At 33.0% G+C, this 15,781-nt stretch carries 15 protein-coding genes; 13 read left to right on the top strand and 2 right to left on the bottom strand.

What is annotated here, in order from left to right; genetic code table 11:
* The first annotated feature begins 212 nt into the window (after positions 1–212).
* From AC3WRL_RS10160 to AC3WRL_RS10100, 13 genes are all read left to right on the top strand, one after another.
* The gene (locus AC3WRL_RS10160) at positions 213–2,138 is read left to right on the top strand and encodes a type VI secretion system Vgr family protein (RefSeq protein WP_214831213.1); all 1,926 of its coding nucleotides are present in this window, start codon (positions 213–215) and stop codon (positions 2,136–2,138) included.
* Positions 2,139–2,148: 10 nt separating this feature from the next.
* The gene (locus AC3WRL_RS10155; protein WP_492330208.1) at positions 2,149–3,354 is read left to right on the top strand and encodes a hypothetical protein; all 1,206 of its coding nucleotides are present in this window, start codon (positions 2,149–2,151) and stop codon (positions 3,352–3,354) included.
* Positions 3,351–3,716 (top strand): peptidase associated/transthyretin-like domain-containing protein, encoded by a 366-nt coding sequence (locus tag AC3WRL_RS10150; protein WP_214831211.1) that lies wholly within the window; start codon positions 3,351–3,353, stop codon positions 3,714–3,716. Before AC3WRL_RS10155 ends, AC3WRL_RS10150 begins: the two co-directional genes overlap by 4 nt.
* 45 nt (positions 3,717–3,761) lie before the next feature.
* Positions 3,762–5,042, top strand: coding sequence for a PGAP1-like alpha/beta domain-containing protein (locus tag AC3WRL_RS10145; protein ID WP_214831210.1), 1,281 nt, complete (start codon positions 3,762–3,764; stop codon positions 5,040–5,042).
* Positions 5,039–5,440 carry a hypothetical protein gene (locus tag AC3WRL_RS10140; protein ID WP_214831209.1) on the top strand — a complete coding sequence of 134 codons (402 nt, stop codon included), beginning with the start codon at positions 5,039–5,041 and terminating at the stop codon, positions 5,438–5,440. The genes AC3WRL_RS10145 and AC3WRL_RS10140 overlap by 4 nt, the downstream gene beginning before the upstream one ends.
* Before the next feature lie 82 nt (positions 5,441–5,522).
* Positions 5,523–6,326 carry a hypothetical protein gene (locus tag AC3WRL_RS10135; protein ID WP_492330207.1) on the top strand — a complete coding sequence of 268 codons (804 nt, stop codon included), beginning with the start codon at positions 5,523–5,525 and terminating at the stop codon, positions 6,324–6,326.
* Positions 6,327–6,330: 4 nt separating this feature from the next.
* Positions 6,331–10,434 carry a PAAR-like protein gene (locus AC3WRL_RS10130; RefSeq protein WP_492330206.1) on the top strand — a complete coding sequence of 1,368 codons (4,104 nt, stop codon included), beginning with the start codon at positions 6,331–6,333 and terminating at the stop codon, positions 10,432–10,434.
* A 1-nt stretch (position 10,435) separates the two neighbouring features.
* Positions 10,436–10,846, top strand: a complete 411-nt coding sequence (locus AC3WRL_RS10125) for a hypothetical protein (RefSeq protein ID WP_214831207.1) — start codon at positions 10,436–10,438, stop codon at positions 10,844–10,846.
* Between the two features lie 42 nt (positions 10,847–10,888).
* Positions 10,889–11,773 (top strand): tetratricopeptide repeat protein, encoded by an 885-nt coding sequence (locus AC3WRL_RS10120; RefSeq protein ID WP_214831206.1) that lies wholly within the window; start codon positions 10,889–10,891, stop codon positions 11,771–11,773.
* Between the two features lie 298 nt (positions 11,774–12,071).
* Entirely contained in the window at positions 12,072–12,608 is a 537-nt protein-coding gene (locus AC3WRL_RS10115; RefSeq protein ID WP_492330205.1) for a hypothetical protein, read from the top strand.
* An 85-nt stretch (positions 12,609–12,693) separates the two neighbouring features.
* Positions 12,694–13,209 carry a hypothetical protein gene (locus AC3WRL_RS10110; RefSeq protein ID WP_492330204.1) on the top strand — a complete coding sequence of 172 codons (516 nt, stop codon included), beginning with the start codon at positions 12,694–12,696 and terminating at the stop codon, positions 13,207–13,209.
* A gap of 145 nt (positions 13,210–13,354) precedes the next feature.
* A complete protein-coding gene (locus AC3WRL_RS10105; protein WP_492330203.1) occupies positions 13,355–13,981 on the top strand; it encodes an XAC2610-related protein in 627 nt (208 codons plus the stop codon).
* A gap of 111 nt (positions 13,982–14,092) precedes the next feature.
* The gene (locus AC3WRL_RS10100; RefSeq protein WP_261510973.1) at positions 14,093–14,563 is read left to right on the top strand and encodes a hypothetical protein; all 471 of its coding nucleotides are present in this window, start codon (positions 14,093–14,095) and stop codon (positions 14,561–14,563) included.
* A 67-nt stretch (positions 14,564–14,630) separates the two neighbouring features.
* Here the strand turns inward: AC3WRL_RS10100 and AC3WRL_RS10095 are convergent, their stop codons facing one another.
* Together AC3WRL_RS10095 and AC3WRL_RS10090 are read right to left on the bottom strand one after the other, a co-directional pair.
* Positions 14,631–15,140: a ferritin gene (locus AC3WRL_RS10095; protein WP_214831201.1), complete on the bottom strand. Its 510-nt coding sequence runs from the start codon at positions 15,138–15,140 to the stop codon at positions 14,631–14,633.
* A 126-nt stretch (positions 15,141–15,266) separates the two neighbouring features.
* Positions 15,267–15,710: a DUF4890 domain-containing protein gene (locus AC3WRL_RS10090; protein ID WP_214831200.1), complete on the bottom strand. Its 444-nt coding sequence runs from the start codon at positions 15,708–15,710 to the stop codon at positions 15,267–15,269.
* Between the last annotated feature and the right edge of the window lie 71 nt (positions 15,711–15,781).

Below are 15,781 nucleotides of genomic sequence, written 5' to 3'. Positions count from 1 at the left end.
TCCCTAAAGGGTGATCTTTTTATCTCTTATCTAAAGAATTAATTCTTTTTTCCATTATAAACAGCACAAAGCATGTAATTAATACTGCATAATTGGTTTTATTATGTATAAAAGTCGTAATTCTACTACAGTTTTTAAAATTTAACAATTTTCGTCATTTTGAAATGGAAAACATTTCTAATTTTAGTTAAATAACCACTAAAAACATAAGCATGAAAAATAAGACAACGAATGCAGATAAAATTGCTGAAAATCACATTGCAGGTGTTCAGCGTGTGGTTAAGCTGGACGTTGTAATTGAAGGCAAAATAATTAAGCACTTCAAACATTTCCGCTTACAGCAAAGTATAAGAAAACATCATAATTTCGAACTTACATTAGCTCACGACTCCTTAGGATCCTTACAAAATCATGAACTTGATCAGGCCCAACAATTTTTGGGAAAGCGTCTTACAGTTGTTTTTAAATATAAAGATGCTGAAAATGAGAGCCCGGAAAGGACTTTTGTTGGTCTTATTACCAAAGTAGCCTTTAGCCAGGAAAAAATGAGCTTGGGTAACGTGGTATTAAAAGGATACAGCCCAACTATTTTAATGGATTCAGCTCCGCATACCCAGAGTTTTGGGGGAGAAAAACCTGTGAATACCTCGATCATTGCAGATAGAGTTCTTAAGGAAACTTTAAACTCGGGTAAATTTGATTATAAAATTGACGCCCAAAATAAAAGCTATATTAACTACAGTGCTCAGTATAAAGAGACTCATTACAATTATCTGGCAAGAATAGCAGAAACTTACGGCGAACAATTTTACTACGATGGGGAAACTCTTTATTTTGGCAAACTTCCACCCAAAGAGCAGGCTATCCGTCTCACTTATGGAAGTAATGTAAGTGATATTTGTGTTGAGCTAAAAGCTGTTCATACCAAACCTGAGTTTTTCGGATATAACAGTAGCAATCATACAAAATTACTAAGTACTTCCGCAAGTATCAAACACCTGGGCCAGCTTGCTTCAAAAGCCTATGACCTAAACAACGATATCTTTAAAACCCGCTCTTTAAACCCATCTCCTATTAATGCAAATATGTCGTTAAACGTAGATGACTCACAAAAAAGTGCAGCGGGAAGTGCCGCTGTAGAAGTCTTTACTGTTTCAGGAACAACATCGGTTCCTTTTTTACACCCTGGTTGTATTGCGGATATAGAAATGAGAAAACCTGACACTAATCAGACTTCTTACTTCACAAAACTTATGGTTACTGAGGTTAATCATGAAGTTAATACCAGAGGTATTTATACCGGATCTTTTGAAGCTATTGCCGAGGGAACAGGATTTATCCCTAAACCCGAATTTATCACCCCAAGCGCTGAACCCCAAATTGCTACAGTGATTTCTAATACCGATCCATTGAATCAGGGCCGTATACAAGTACAATTTGACTGGCAATTAAACGACACTACCTATTTTATCAGGATGATGAGTCCTGATGCTGGAGGAACAGATGTTATAACCCAAAACAGAGGATTTGTAGCAATTCCTGAAGTTGGTGATCAGGTGATGGTAGGTTTTGAATACCATCATCCGGATTTCCCTTTTGCTATGGGTGGCATGTTTCATGGAGCCGTAGGTCTAGGTGGTGGTGTAAATAATCATATTAAATCAATACAAACCCGAAGTGGTAATAAAGTAATTCTTAATGATGCCGAAGGAAGTATTTATATAGAAGACCCGAGCGGAAACACCTATTTTATGGATGGAAAAGGCAGCATTATCGTTAATGCACCTAAGGATATGACTTTTACTGCTGGAAATAATATAAAGATGACTGCTGGGAATGATATTACTTCAATAGCGGGTAGCAATATTTTTTCAACTGCAAATGTAAACATCGTCTCCAATGCTGGAGTAAACATGGTAGACACCGCTGGTAGAGACCTTTTGCAGACTGCTACAGGAAACATCCACGAATCTTCTGATATGAGAACAGAAATCGCTGAAAACGAAAGAAATGTTCAGTCCAAAAAGAGCGATTCTTATGCTGACAAGGTTACTGTGGTAAGTACCAAAGAGAATATGATTTTGCAAAGCGAAAAGACGGTAAAGTCTCAAAGCGGAGAGCAAGGAAATTCACATTAAATATTTTGACATGGCTATTGTAAAAAAAGCTAATAATATCACTCTTCAGGTATTTAATAATTATACCTCACTCAGTAAAACCTCTAATGAGAGTTCTGAGGAAGTGATTATTGAAGCTCTCAAACAAAACTTAGAGCTGTCCAGCCAGAAAAGAACAATAATGCAGGGTTTTGGAAAAGATGCTGAAAAAAAAGATAAACCTGCAGAAAGTAAATTACTGGAAATAAAAATTAAGAAGGATACATTTGTTCCTCTTGGTATATCCAGCTTTAAAGGAGATCAAGAAAATGCCAAGATAAAATTTCAAGTCATCATTAAAGAAGGAACGTTTGAAAAACTAACATTCAAAGTAAAAAATGAGGGTACTGAAATATATTCAGAAGAAATAACCAAAAGCTTAAAGGCTGGTGATATTCATGATATAGAATGGGATGGTTTTTCTAAAGATAAAATATATGACAGTATACTTTTCACCGATAATAAACTGACTGCTGAAGTGACCGATGGAACCACTACTTCCGAAGTGAAAATTTCTGGTGATTGCAAAACAGAATGGATTGATGTGAAAATAGATGATACTAATAAAAAAGTAGATGTCACGGTCCGCGTTAACTTAAAAGACGGTGGGGTCATAGGAACAAATCCTCCAATCTATACATTCTCTAAACTGGAAAGCATGTCTTTAGATGGAATTCATTTATATTGGAGCAGAATGAAAAGCAGATCGAAGATCTCCACAGATACTGTAACAATTTCCGGAAAAGAGTATAAAGTAGAAGTGAAAGGAATCAATACCCAAGAGAAATCAATCGATGAGGTTGCCTTAGTATATAACGGTTCTGACAAATGGTTGCGCTCCAGTAATCCTGGGTCAGTAAGTGGCTTATTATCTTTTTTCGGACAGATAGCTCCTCAAAGAGTAGTATATAACGCCAAACAAAACAATGAAGAAAGAGATTTTATATTAACCTCGGCTCACGAAATCGGGCATGAAATTGTAAAAGAATTTGGTGGAGATAAATATTCGTACGGACATGAAGGAAGTTCTAACCCAATTTTACAGACTGCCCATACAAACCTGCTTCCTACTTCTGGAGAAGTAAATGTGATGGAATATTATAGTGATGCCTATTATGATTATGATCGTACGATCGCATCAGAAAAAGACGTATTGGGGTTACTCTGGTGTTCTAAACTTAAAATAAACAAGAAATGAGTAAAACAATTTTTTTTTCAGCAATTATATTAATACTAGCCTCGTGTACAGGCAGAATAAAAATTCCTGATATAACAGGTACTGTATATGAAGCAAAGACCCTTAAGCCAATTGCAAATGCAGACATTTATATTGACGAAGACAATAAGACAAAGACAGATATGCAAGGTCATTTTCATATAGAGAAAAAGACGTATTCTGAGAAAATTTCAGTTGGTGGAGAAGCACCTCCAGTCATTTATAAAATGACGGTATCAAAAAAAGAATATAAAGATACTATTATACATTATAAGAATTTATTTGGGGGCGGCAACAAAAACCTAACCGTAAAATACGATACTATCACACTGAAAAACAAGTAGATAATAGTTTATTTTATGTCAGTTTGAATTTTAAAAATTAAACTTATGTCAGCAAAAAACCCCGGCGTAGACTATAATACTAAAGATCCCATACAGAGAAGTCCTATCTCCAAGTACTTTGTGCGGGGCTGGTGGACAGATGAAAATGAAAAGCTAATTACCGAAGCTTTTTTAGGTGATATTGTGCATTTTCATATTGAGACACAGAATATTCCTGACAATAACAGTATTGCCACAATGCTATATGATGATGATGTAAAAAAAAGACCCGTAGAGGAATCAGACGGAAAACAAGGATCAGACGCAATAGAATTGGGATCCAATGGAGAAACAACAAAGCTCCTCAATCATAAAATCGTGATGGGCAACAAAGTTACTATCCGTTTGAAACTTGGAGGTATTCTAGCCAATATGATTGATGCAGAAGAAGATAAACAAATTGAGCTTTTCTTTGCGTGTAGCTACAAGGGCGAAAATATTGAGTTACCACATGCCTCCGGAGAATATCTAAAAGTAAAAAAAGCTGAGCCACTCATCATATATATATGCGGATACTGGAATAAAACTATGCCCTATGCAGGTACGGAATGGGGCGAAGATTATTGGGGTGACGGCTTAAAAAGTGCTGCAAAAAAATATTTCAAATCTAAAAAAGAATATTTTATCAATGGTGCCGGAACTAAATTCTCATCTGGAGGAAGCAGATATAGCGATGGTAAAAAATTAGTCAACGAAAGGCTTAACAATAAACAATCTAAATTTTATAAAGAAGTTTTTCTACATCAAAGAGATATCATGATAGTATCTCATAGTATGGGAGGCGCTTTTGCTGAGGGAATGATAAGTGTAATGAAACAAAAAAACATCAACATAGAAAAAGTTGTTCACTTATCACCTGCAGATGTTTCAGAGTTTAAAGTAACATTGCCTGAAAAAACATTTCAGATAGATATAGACTGGGATCCTGTTCTGATGTATAAAAATGCCAACGATGCTGTTATTATTAACGGGCTAAAAAGTTCCGGTTTAGCCAAAAACCCCAAAAATGATAAATTTGGCCATATGTATACTAAAGAAGAATCCTTTGTATGGAATTGGTTTGAGGATTTAGAATCAATTAATTTTCAATTTATTAATGAAGAAACTAAAACCTATTATCATGGCGGAGGTGGAATGGGATATGGAGGATCGTCATCAACCGTATTACAAAAAAATTACAATGCAATGAATTTAAAAAATAATACTAAATTCATAAGAGTCATTAAAAATTCGACCAACTATTTTTTTAATGAAAAAAACAACACCTATTATACAGAAGGAAAATGAAAAAAAAATGGATACTGATAATTTTGGGAGCTCTTGTGCTGATCTTTCTTATTATAAGATATGGATTTCTATTGGTCTTCTGGCTTACCACCCCAAATGGAGGTGAGTTAAGCCTAAAAGAACAGGTTCTGTTTGAAAGGATAAAAGCAGATATGCATGTTGATAAAATTTCCAGAGAACCCAAGTATGATATGGCTAAATCCGGAGACACAGTAACATATAAAATATTCGTAAATAATATTAAATGTGATCAATGGAACGACCAACAACTGCAGGGAGAATCAAATCGCATAAAAAAAGAAATTGACAATATGAATTTAAATAAGAAATTTTATAAGTATACGGTCATTTACAGATGTAAAGATGGGGAAGACATGAGGTTCAGCTATTTGAGGTAAGAAAATTTTCCCAATGCTTATAACAGCATTTTAGTCTTCACCAAAAATTATTGCTTAGAAATGGAATAAAAAAAATTACTTTATGCGCCGATCCGATTCACATATATGTCCAACGTCAACCTATTTTTTACAGGATAAGTCTACTGTAAAAGTTGGTGAAGAGGAATATGAAGCATTGCTCTCATACACGCTATATTTGGAAACCGGAGAAAATGATGATTATGATGTATCCATCAATAGAACCAATCTTAAAGTAAATAATAAGAAAATAGATACCAAGTTTCTTGAAATATCAAACAGTTACATGGATGCATTATTTCCTATCCATTGTAAAATAGATAAGTACAAACTCACCATAGAAAACACAAAAGAGATACAGAAACGAATAAAAAACGTGGATTCAACAATACATTCCATTTATAGTGGAGAAGGTATAGACCACATTCGCACAAATTTTTTTAATGTTACAGAAACTAAAGAGGACCTTATAAAATTTATTAAGGAGCTTCATTTTATAAAAATTATAGAAGCAAGCATGCAGAAGTTCAGTAATAAAAAACAGTATGAAACTTCATGGAAGGTACTGCCAGTTGGAAAATCAGAATGGAAGGGAGAAACAGAATATCAAAAAGAGAAAAACACCTTATTTTTTGAACCTAAAATAGAAAATGCTCAGGAAATGATGGATGATATTATCAGATACATCCACAAACATGAATATGCTGTAAACTTTGATGAAGAGAATCTCCCACTCTACGCAGACTTTAAACACAATATCAATTATACAGGTACTACAGGGCGGATAGAAAAATCTGAAACCGATGTATGTATAGAAGTAGAAGACAAGTTTTATTATCAACACATTATAACCATACAAACAAAATAATAATATGTCAGCACCCATCCCATACAAAGTCCAGAGCGGTGAGACGTTACAGGATATAGCCAAAAAATTGGGTATAAAAGACTGGACTGAACTCAAGAAATATCATAATCAAAATGCAGGTTCTGATCAGCAGACCTCTGATATTCCCTATGCCGGATTCAATCTTATGACTCCAACGCAAGAGGAAATTTATGAGATAAATGGCGAGACACCTCCTGCCGATCCTGTGAAAGAGCAAAAAGAAGCTGAGCAAAAACAGGGTGAAGAAAAGAAAAAAGAAGAAGAGGAAAAGAAAGAAGAAGAAGCTTCCAAAAGTGATCACGACGGAAAATATTTTGTCGTACATAATGCCAAATGTGTTTGTGACAAGGCCGAAAACCCAAAGCAGACAGCTGATCTTCAGGTTACCACACATAAAATCATTGTTCTGAATGATGACAGCAGTAAACTGGCGGCTACAGAAGAAGATAAAACATTCATTCCTCCTGTTGCAACTTTTGGAAAATGTACTCTTAAACCATCTTCTGCAGGAAACCTTCCTTGTGCTTTAGCAGCTGCTCCTAAATGGAGCAAAACTTACGAAAGCACTCAGGTAATGGGTAAAAATACCCTTACTGAAATTTCCGAATTACAATGTATGGTGGGCGGAAAAATAACGATAGATAAACATGGACAGACTGATTCGGTAAGTAATGCACATGCAGATAATACCAATCCTTTGGAGTTAGCTGCTGTAAATCCAGCCATAGAACAACCGAAGAAAAAAGAAGAGTATCCCGTTGTTACTTCTATTTCTCTTACTAAAATTGAAGACAGAAAAGATTTTAAAGAAGTCGATTCTAAGAAAAAAGATATTATCTATCTCCGTAAAAATGAAGAAGCAGATTTTAAAGCTAATTTAAAAAGCGGAAATAAACAACTCACTTCATGGATGGTTTACAGTGATCATCAAGGTAAAAAAGAAAACAGACTTCTCTTAAAAGAGCAGATCGGCACAGAATTCTCGCAAAGCTTTGCTGATTTAGGAAAATTTAGAATAGAAGGATACGGTAAACCTAAAAGCCCTGATTTTGAAAAAGGCAAATATGACAAATGTGACCCTTCGTGTTCGATTGATGTTGAGGTAGTGGAAAATACCCTCCTCGATATTGAGTGTACATCAGGAGATTTTTCAACGCGTATTGATCCTTCTAAAAATAGAAAATTCAGACGCGGTGTGCCTTCAGTCTTTAAAGCAAAGTTTTTTATTCCTAACCTTACTGAAGAAGAAAAATCCAGATTGACCTTATCATTACTCGATGGTAGTGGGAATGTGGTTACAGATGCTGTTCAGAATGGGGAGACATTGACATTTACCCCTCAAAATACTCAGGCAAAATACACCATTGTAGCCAAATATATTGATGACACTGGAAATGCAATAGAGAAACAAATGTCCGGAGAAACTGAAGGCAATTCCGTAATTGCAATCAGCCATGGAGCTGAAGTTGTAAGACCAGGAACTGCAATGTCTTTCAGTGTTTCTAAAATGAAATATAATTTTGGAAACAATCCGGTTTATGATCTGACGTCCGATGAATCTTCTGAAGTTAAATGGAATCTTAATGGAGTATTGCAGGGAACAGGAAAAAGTATTACTATACCGGGTAACCAACTTATAGCACCAGGAAAATATGTGGTGGAAGCATATAGCAAAGTTGCCAATGCTACAGGAAAAGGTGGTAAGGATGAGGAGGATGATTGGCGTTTTGAAGTAAAGAATAACGTTGTCACCGAAATAAAATATGATAAAAAGCCAAAAGTAGGTGTCAATATCCTATTTGAAATCAGTAAAATGCTTATTAAAGATTATGATGCAACTAAAGATGGCTCCATCATATGGAAGATAACAGGCCCTACCACAGCAACAGGAGCTGGCGAAAAATTTTCTTATAAATTTTCTGCTCCCGGAAAATATACCATCAACTGTAGTATGGGTGGTAGAAACTGTGAAAAACCATTATCAATTGATGTTGTGCAACCTAAAATAAATGCAGATACAGCCAAATGGATGGACAACGATGGAAGCAGCGGAAACATCATAAAAGAAGCTGGCTACGGACAAGATATAGCGGCATATGTAAGATATGAAGGACTACAGGGTGAAGAAGTAAAATTAGAAGTATACGATAATGATAGTACTGGCAGTAATATTATCTTCGAAAAATCCGGAATTTTAAGCGATACCGCTACCGCAGTTTATTGGCCGTTTACATTGGATGATTCTATAAAGCAAAAAATAGAAAGTAAAGGAGCTACTAAAAAAGGGGAATTATTTTTCAAAATGAAATCTACAAACCCTTCTTTAGTTATTCAGAATTCAGATAAGGCTCTTGCCTCTTCTCTTATTGTGTCTGATATCCCAAAAATTGTTGATGCTTATTTTTGTGATGCGTCAGATACTGAAAAACGATATAATTCGCCAATAAGTACTCCTCTTTATTTTAAAATTTATGCCATTAACATGGTAGATAAAAATGTTGAGGTCCATTTTATTACAAAATCAGATATATACTTTAGTATTGCCTGGAATCCAAAACAATGGAAAGACTGGAAAGATGTAAAAGATAAATTCTCAAAAGAAGTATTTTTTAATACACAACAAGGCAAAATCAATAAAAAAGGCGAGCTCATATTAAAAGTGGATCCCGCGAAATTAGGTAAGCCTAAAAATTACTTTAAAATTTCGGCTATCATTAAAGTCACTGAAGGAGAAGGAAAAGACGCTAAAGAAAAGGCGGTTTACCTTGATCATTCCGATATGGCCATTTTGTATGCAACAGCGACACTTCCTAATATGGTGGAGAATAAGGGCGCTGTGAAAGTAGGAAGAGAAACATTGAGTACAGGAAATAGTAAGGAAACTGATTGCTGTCTTATTGATGAGGAGTTCTTTCTTACAAACTATGAGAAAGAGTTCCCAAATGTCGATAAAAAAGGTAAACCTATACCATTGGGAGAATCAGTAAAAGGTAGTCTTAGGAGAATGTTTAAAAGTATCTCAGAATATTATTCTAATGAAAAAAGATGTTGTAACAAGTATCATATTGCATACATGCTTGCTACTGCAAAACTTGAAACAGGCCATACATTTGATCCTGTAGAAGAAGCTAACTGGTTGAGTTGGAGTGTAAGAAAAAATTACTTTGAAGAGATGTATGATCCTATTTTGGGGAAAAATGAAAATCGAAGAAAGATGGCAAGGGATAATGAAAATACTACACAGGGTGATGGAGAGAAATATTTTGGAAGAGGATATGTTCAATTGACGTGGAAGAAAAATTACCGGAAAATGCAAGAAAAATTCAAAGTAGATTTAATAAACAAGCGTGAAAATGCCTTAAATCATGAGCTGGCAATAAAGATTATGATATATGGCAGTGAACAGGGAATCTTTACAGGAGCCAAACTATCAACCTTTATTAATGATTCCAAAAAAGATTACTATAATGCAAGAAGAGTAATAAATGGAACCGACGAGGCTGCAAAAATAGAAGGTTATGCAGAAAAAATCGAGAAATGTTTAAAAATTAAAGAATGTAATTGCGGAGGCAAAGCAGACAATGGCACTCCTTGTCCAACATGTAAAAAAACACATTATAATGTTGCTAAGCCAGAACATTGGATTACTCAAGAACCTAGTGAATGTTGGGCTGCAAGTGTTAAAGTACTCAAAAACTATGGTATTACTGGTGGAGCAAGAGCCAATTGCATAATTGTTGCTAACCAAGATGAAGATACTTTAACTCCAGTAAATGCTCAAACCGGAATTGATTATATTGATTCTCAATTAAAAGCAGGAAATCCTGTTGTTGTAGGTCTGGATGATAATTTACGTCAAACAACTTATAATGCGCATAAGGCTACAGATCATTTCTTTGTAATCGTAGGATCAGGATGTGACAACGGAAAGAAATTTTACAACTTTTTCGATGTTGGCTCAAAGACAAAAGAGGCGGGAACAAGTTCGAGTAATAAGATGTATATAAAGGACAATCTTTTAATTGAAGGAAAAAGTAATGGTGGATCCCATAATTACACAGTAACAGAAATAAGAAGAAATCAATAAAATGAAAATATTTGCCCTATTGCATATTATAGCACTAATTTCTTGTCAAAAGAATGATTTTAATCGCCAAGATATTATTAACCATACCTTTTATCAATTAACACCAAGCAAATCAGGTATAGTTTTATATAAGCCTTGTGGGGCTAATTATGATTCTTATAAAATAAAAAAAAATTATATTCTTCACAATTTGGGACAGGAATATGATACAATCAAAAAAATTAAAATTACACAGAACTCTCCTAATGAAATTTTAATTCAAGGCTACAATACAAATACACAACAAATTGAAAAAATAATCATTAGACAAACCAAGGAAAAGGAGAAATATCTAGTTGAAATAAATAAAAATAAATATATAGACAGTATTTACTCCAATAAAGTTAAAAAAGTTAATCAGGCATGTAATTGATATTACATGCACTTAAGATGATAATCATTATTATAAGTTCCTATGAAATATATCTTATTATTAATTCCTATTTTCAGTTTTTTTTCGTGTTCTGGTAATGATACGAAGGCCAATAGAACATCAGAAATAAATAAAAAAAAAGAAGTTTTATCCTCTCAAAATAACAACACTGACTCAAGCGATTCCATTAGTTGTAAAGTACTAACTAAGGATCAAAATGTCATATTAGACTGCAAAGGCAAAAAAACAATCTATAATGGTCTAATTATAAACGAGATGTCTGTTTCAACAAATTTTATACAGGAAAAAGAAAACCACTTTTCCATTATTTATGAACTAAATGCTTCTGTCACTAAAGTTAAAGAAAAATACACTTTTAGTTTTTCCAGTAGCGGAATTCATTTAATATATAAAGAAGTTATAAAATATGGAAAAGACGGAATCATGGGCAATCGCATATACATGGACTCTTACAATATGAAAAATAAAACTTTTGAAGATCTTCAAAGTTTAGGAAATCAAGTTAAAGAGGTTTTTGTTAGGAGCAATCCTACTATTAACTATATAGATTTTAGAAATGTAAAGTTTGCAGAAGAAAATTTTAAATCTTCAGGCGAAGACATCTTTGTTGGCTATCCTTCTTTACCAAAATCAAACATTAAAATAATCAATGTAGAGATCGCTAACAATCAGGCATTTTCTTTAGCTCAAAAAGGAGAGCATAATGATTCTAAGGTTTTATTAGTCAATATTTTATCACAATATCCTGATAGGGTAGTTGCATATTTAAACTTAGCAGACACCGATTGGGCACTAGGAAACAAAGAACAAGCGAGGAAAAACTATAATCTCTATATATCATTAATGCAAAAGCAACAGAAAAATTTGGATAAAATCCCTCAAAGGGCTTACAAAAGAAGTAAATGAAAACATCTGTGATATTCCTTGTATCATTGTTTTTTCTCAATTGTAGCAAGAAATCTCCAGCTAAAGGAGTAAAGAAGAAAGCAAATATTTCATTAAGCTTCTAAGGTGGAGGAGGAAAAATTACAATCAACGAATTGGCAAGCTAGTAAAATCCATATAGAAAAGGTATAAAACACACAGAACAAGTCTATAAAATAAAATTGAAAGAAAAAAAACTTTGATTGCTGTGGTAAAAAACATTTTGAATTAAATCAGAAAATATTCTTATCCCACAACAATTTTAAGCCTTAATTTAATAATGAAAATAAGAATAGTAGTTTCTCTTTTTTTAATAGGTACTTCAAGTTTGTCTTGCAGCCAAACTACCAAAAATAAAAATCAGGGAACAAAGCAAAATACGTTAAATACTTCAAGCGCAAAGGTTACTGAAAATGCTCCTACTATTACCCAAAACTCTTTAAACATTAAAGGTGTATGGAAATCTCAATGTGATAATAAAAACTCAAGTATTGAGTTTTTTGACGAGAGTTCCGCAAGTATTGATTTTCATACAAAAAGTGGTTTACTGGCTCGAGTAAATTTAAATATTCAGAAAAATAATGATAATTTTCAGATCAAATTTGATGGGCTAACGGGTGTTACTAAAGGGAACGCAGATTTAGCTTGGGTGAATTTTTCAAGAAAAGAAATTATTGCAAAAGTAAAAGAGATAGATGAAAATAGTATTGAAATTGAATGGTTGGGATTCTATAATGAAAAAAATAAACAGAGAAGCTTTGTAGAAAATCCATTTGCTCAAACGAAAAAAACAGTTAAATTATTAAGGTGTAATTAACTATATTTTGCTATCTCCCTTTATTAAAAGTGAATTCTTCTTTAGGAATAAGATCTTGAAAAGTATATTAAATAAATACATTTATATGAAAAGAAACTTATTAATAATTACTATTTTATACCTTATTGTTTCATTTCAAGCATGTAGTCAGACAAAGTCAAGTACAACAACAGAAAAGAAAGTTTCAGTTAATAAAAATAATTATGAGATAATTGGAGAATTAAAAAATGATACTATAAAAAATACCACTTCTGAAAATATAAAATTACTTGATTCCAAATTTCAAGGAGAGTTTTCAGCAACAGTAGAAACTGAAGAAACAACTTCTGGTACTGCCAGCATTACCTATCATTTCAATATAAAAAAGGATGTTGCAGTTTTAACCACCACCACTTACCATGAACCTATTAGATGCAATGGTAATTATAAGACGATTGAGAGTAATGATATTTTAGAATTATATTATGCAGGCGGTGAAGAAAATTGCAAGTCAAAAACGGCTGCCTTCGAAATAAAAAAAGAAAATAATAAATATTTTATTAAAGGTCTAGGAGGAGAAGGAACAATTAACGAATGGATAGAGTTAGTGAAATCTGCATAAAAAAGGTATAAAATAAAATTGAAATAGAAGATTTAAAGAAAATTCTGCGAGTGTTTTAATAAAAAAATTGAATAAAAATGGAAAATATTATTATTCTACAACAATTTCAAATATTAAACATCATAAAAATTATAATTTCCTTTTGATGAGTATCTCTAAAAATACATTTTACAGCAAAAGAAATCCATTAATAATTATTTCATCAGCAATATTTCTTCTAAATTGTCGAAAAGCAACTTCCACAAATGAGTTGAAAAACGAAGATCTCAGCTTTTCTATAAGTATAGTTAATAAAGACATTGATAATCGACCTTCAAAAATCAAAATAAAAGTAATTAAAAACAATATAGATTTTCAGGATATAATGTATTCCCCAGGAACTTGGTTAAGCGTTAAGGATTCACCGAATATAAACCAAATTAATTATTTTTCTTCAGGAAAGAAAATAACAGAGGGTGTTGAGAACTTTCATAATTTTATTATTACTGATCTTAATTTTGATGGGTTTGAAGATTTTGCTATCCTTTATGATTTTGGAGGTAGTGGTGGTCCGGTTTATTCTTATTATTTTCAGGATAAAAATGATGGAACTTTTAAAACAGAAAAACACTTTCCTTTGAATGAAGGTCCATTTCCAAAAAATATTGACAAAAATAATAATACCCTTACCATAAGCGATCCTAAGGGATGCTGTAAAGTGAGTACCACAATTTTTCAATTAAAAGCCAATAAGTGGGATGTTCTTTCTTCAAAAGAAGAGGATATGAAATAATATTTTTCAAAATAATAGTATGCATTTAAAACGATTGACTTAGAACTTAATGTTCGTTTATATCCCTACTTAGTATATTTTTCATAAATTTAGTTTCTAAAACAAATTAAGATGAAACAATTTATAACCCTTATGGCTCTTGGAGCTTTATTCTTAACAGGCTGCAACGCTCCAAAAAAAGAAGCAGTAGTCGCAGATAAGGCATCTAATGAAAAAAACGTTAAGATCGAGTTTACTGGAGCTGATAATGTCATTCCTAAAAATGCAAAGCTTAAAGTAAATCTATATGGTGTTCCTGCTAACCTGGCAGATGTACCTGCTAGTTTAATTACTGAAAAAGAATATACTCAAGAAAAGATTCCTTTTACCATTGAACTTCCGGTACCCAATAATCCTGAAGGTCTTATTAAACCTGAAGTAAAAAAGGGAGATGCTGTGAAATACTATATTACTATTAATTGGGACTCTAATGGAAATGGAGTTGAGGATAAGGGCGATATTGTTATTGATTATGATAAAAAATTTCCAACGATCGATATCAATGAAGAAACACAGCAGATCTTTCTGAAAGCATCAAAATAGGAATTTAATAAAAACAAAAGAGTGAACTTTAAAAGTTCACTCTTTTTTATTAGTCCTTATTTTAGTCTTATGCCTGAGCAGCTGGAACAAAAACCCGCTGAGCCAATTCCTGATCAAAAAGATATAATGCTGAAGGGTTATCACAAACCATTCTGATCTTAGTAACCAATTGAGATGCACTTGCCTCCTCTTCTACCTGTTCATTAATGAACCATTGTAAAAAAGAAGTTGTTGCAAAATCTCCCTCATCATTAGCATTCTTTACTATATTAAAAATACTTTTAGTTACTATTTTTTCATGTGCTAGTGCCTTTTCAAAGATATCTGTAGCATTATCAAATTCATGAGGTGGTTTCGGAATCTCTCCGATGATAATTTCTCCTCCTACATCATTTAAATAATCAAACATTTTATCAGCATGCATTAGTTCCTCTTTGCTTTGAACCCTGAAATAATTAGCAATACCATCAAGGTCTTTACTTGAAAACCAAGCAGACATTGAAAGATAATATTGAGCGGCATATTGTTCGTGGGCTATTTGTTCGTTGACTAATTTTGCAATTTTTTCGCTTACCATAATAAAAAGATTATATTCAAAATTACGGAATTAAAGCCCGATTTCAAAAAAATTAAGGAAAATTAATACAAAAAGGACGGAATTACTTCCGTCCCCAACACATTAAAAAATAAAAATTACAAGTTCTTAGTTTGCAGCTGGCGTCACTGTATTCATTGGCTTATCCATCATTTTTTTATCTTTCATCATTGATCTTCTCTGCTCCATTTTAGCTTGTCTGTCAGCCTGCCATTTAGTATACTGTTCTGGAGTTAAGATCTTTTTCATATCTGCATCCATTTGCTCTCTTTTAGCTTTCATCTCCTCCATCTTGGCCTGTCTATCTCCTTTGTTTTTGTCAAACTCAGATTTCATCTCTGCTTTTCTCTTAGCATGAAGATCTTTAATTTGAGCAACTTGGCCCTGACTTAAATTCAGGTCTTTCTGCATTTTATCCAAATGCTCCTGCTCTTTTTGTTGTCTTTTTTGCTGCATTTCTGCTTTCGACGGTTTATCCTGAGGAGTAGTTTGTTGAGCCATTGCAAAACTTCCCATTCCTATAAATGCTAGGGTTAAAATTAATTTTTTCATTTTTTATATCTTTAATTAATTGTTATACATCTTTTTGATTATTAATTAAAACTTAAGTTAAATCCAAATAT

The sequence above is a fragment of the Chryseobacterium sp. FW101-FHT12H09 genome, from assembly GCF_058790395.1.
This window is presented reverse-complemented; position numbering and strand designations above follow the sequence as displayed.

Bases quoted from the DNA above. Each gene is read 5' to 3' on its own strand.
- AC3WRL_RS10160 (WP_214831213.1), top strand. From the start codon at position 213: ATGAAAAATAAGACAACGAATGCAGATAAAATTGCTGAAAATCACATT.
- AC3WRL_RS10155 (WP_492330208.1), top strand. From the start codon at position 2,149: ATGGCTATTGTAAAAAAAGCTAATAATATCACTCTTCAGGTATTTAAT.
- AC3WRL_RS10150 (WP_214831211.1), top strand. From the start codon at position 3,351: ATGAGTAAAACAATTTTTTTTTCAGCAATTATATTAATACTAGCCTCG.
- AC3WRL_RS10145 (WP_214831210.1), top strand. From the start codon at position 3,762: ATGTCAGCAAAAAACCCCGGCGTAGACTATAATACTAAAGATCCCATA.
- AC3WRL_RS10140 (WP_214831209.1), top strand. From the start codon at position 5,039: ATGAAAAAAAAATGGATACTGATAATTTTGGGAGCTCTTGTGCTGATC.
- AC3WRL_RS10135 (WP_492330207.1), top strand. From the start codon at position 5,523: ATGCGCCGATCCGATTCACATATATGTCCAACGTCAACCTATTTTTTA.
- AC3WRL_RS10130 (WP_492330206.1), top strand. From the start codon at position 6,331: ATGTCAGCACCCATCCCATACAAAGTCCAGAGCGGTGAGACGTTACAG.
- AC3WRL_RS10125 (WP_214831207.1), top strand. From the start codon at position 10,436: ATGAAAATATTTGCCCTATTGCATATTATAGCACTAATTTCTTGTCAA.
- AC3WRL_RS10120 (WP_214831206.1), top strand. From the start codon at position 10,889: ATGAAATATATCTTATTATTAATTCCTATTTTCAGTTTTTTTTCGTGT.
- AC3WRL_RS10115 (WP_492330205.1), top strand. From the start codon at position 12,072: ATGAAAATAAGAATAGTAGTTTCTCTTTTTTTAATAGGTACTTCAAGT.
- AC3WRL_RS10110 (WP_492330204.1), top strand. From the start codon at position 12,694: ATGAAAAGAAACTTATTAATAATTACTATTTTATACCTTATTGTTTCA.
- AC3WRL_RS10105 (WP_492330203.1), top strand. From the start codon at position 13,355: ATGAGTATCTCTAAAAATACATTTTACAGCAAAAGAAATCCATTAATA.
- AC3WRL_RS10100 (WP_261510973.1), top strand. From the start codon at position 14,093: ATGAAACAATTTATAACCCTTATGGCTCTTGGAGCTTTATTCTTAACA.
- AC3WRL_RS10095 (WP_214831201.1), bottom strand. From the start codon at position 15,140: ATGGTAAGCGAAAAAATTGCAAAATTAGTCAACGAACAAATAGCCCAC.
- AC3WRL_RS10090 (WP_214831200.1), bottom strand. From the start codon at position 15,710: ATGAAAAAATTAATTTTAACCCTAGCATTTATAGGAATGGGAAGTTTT.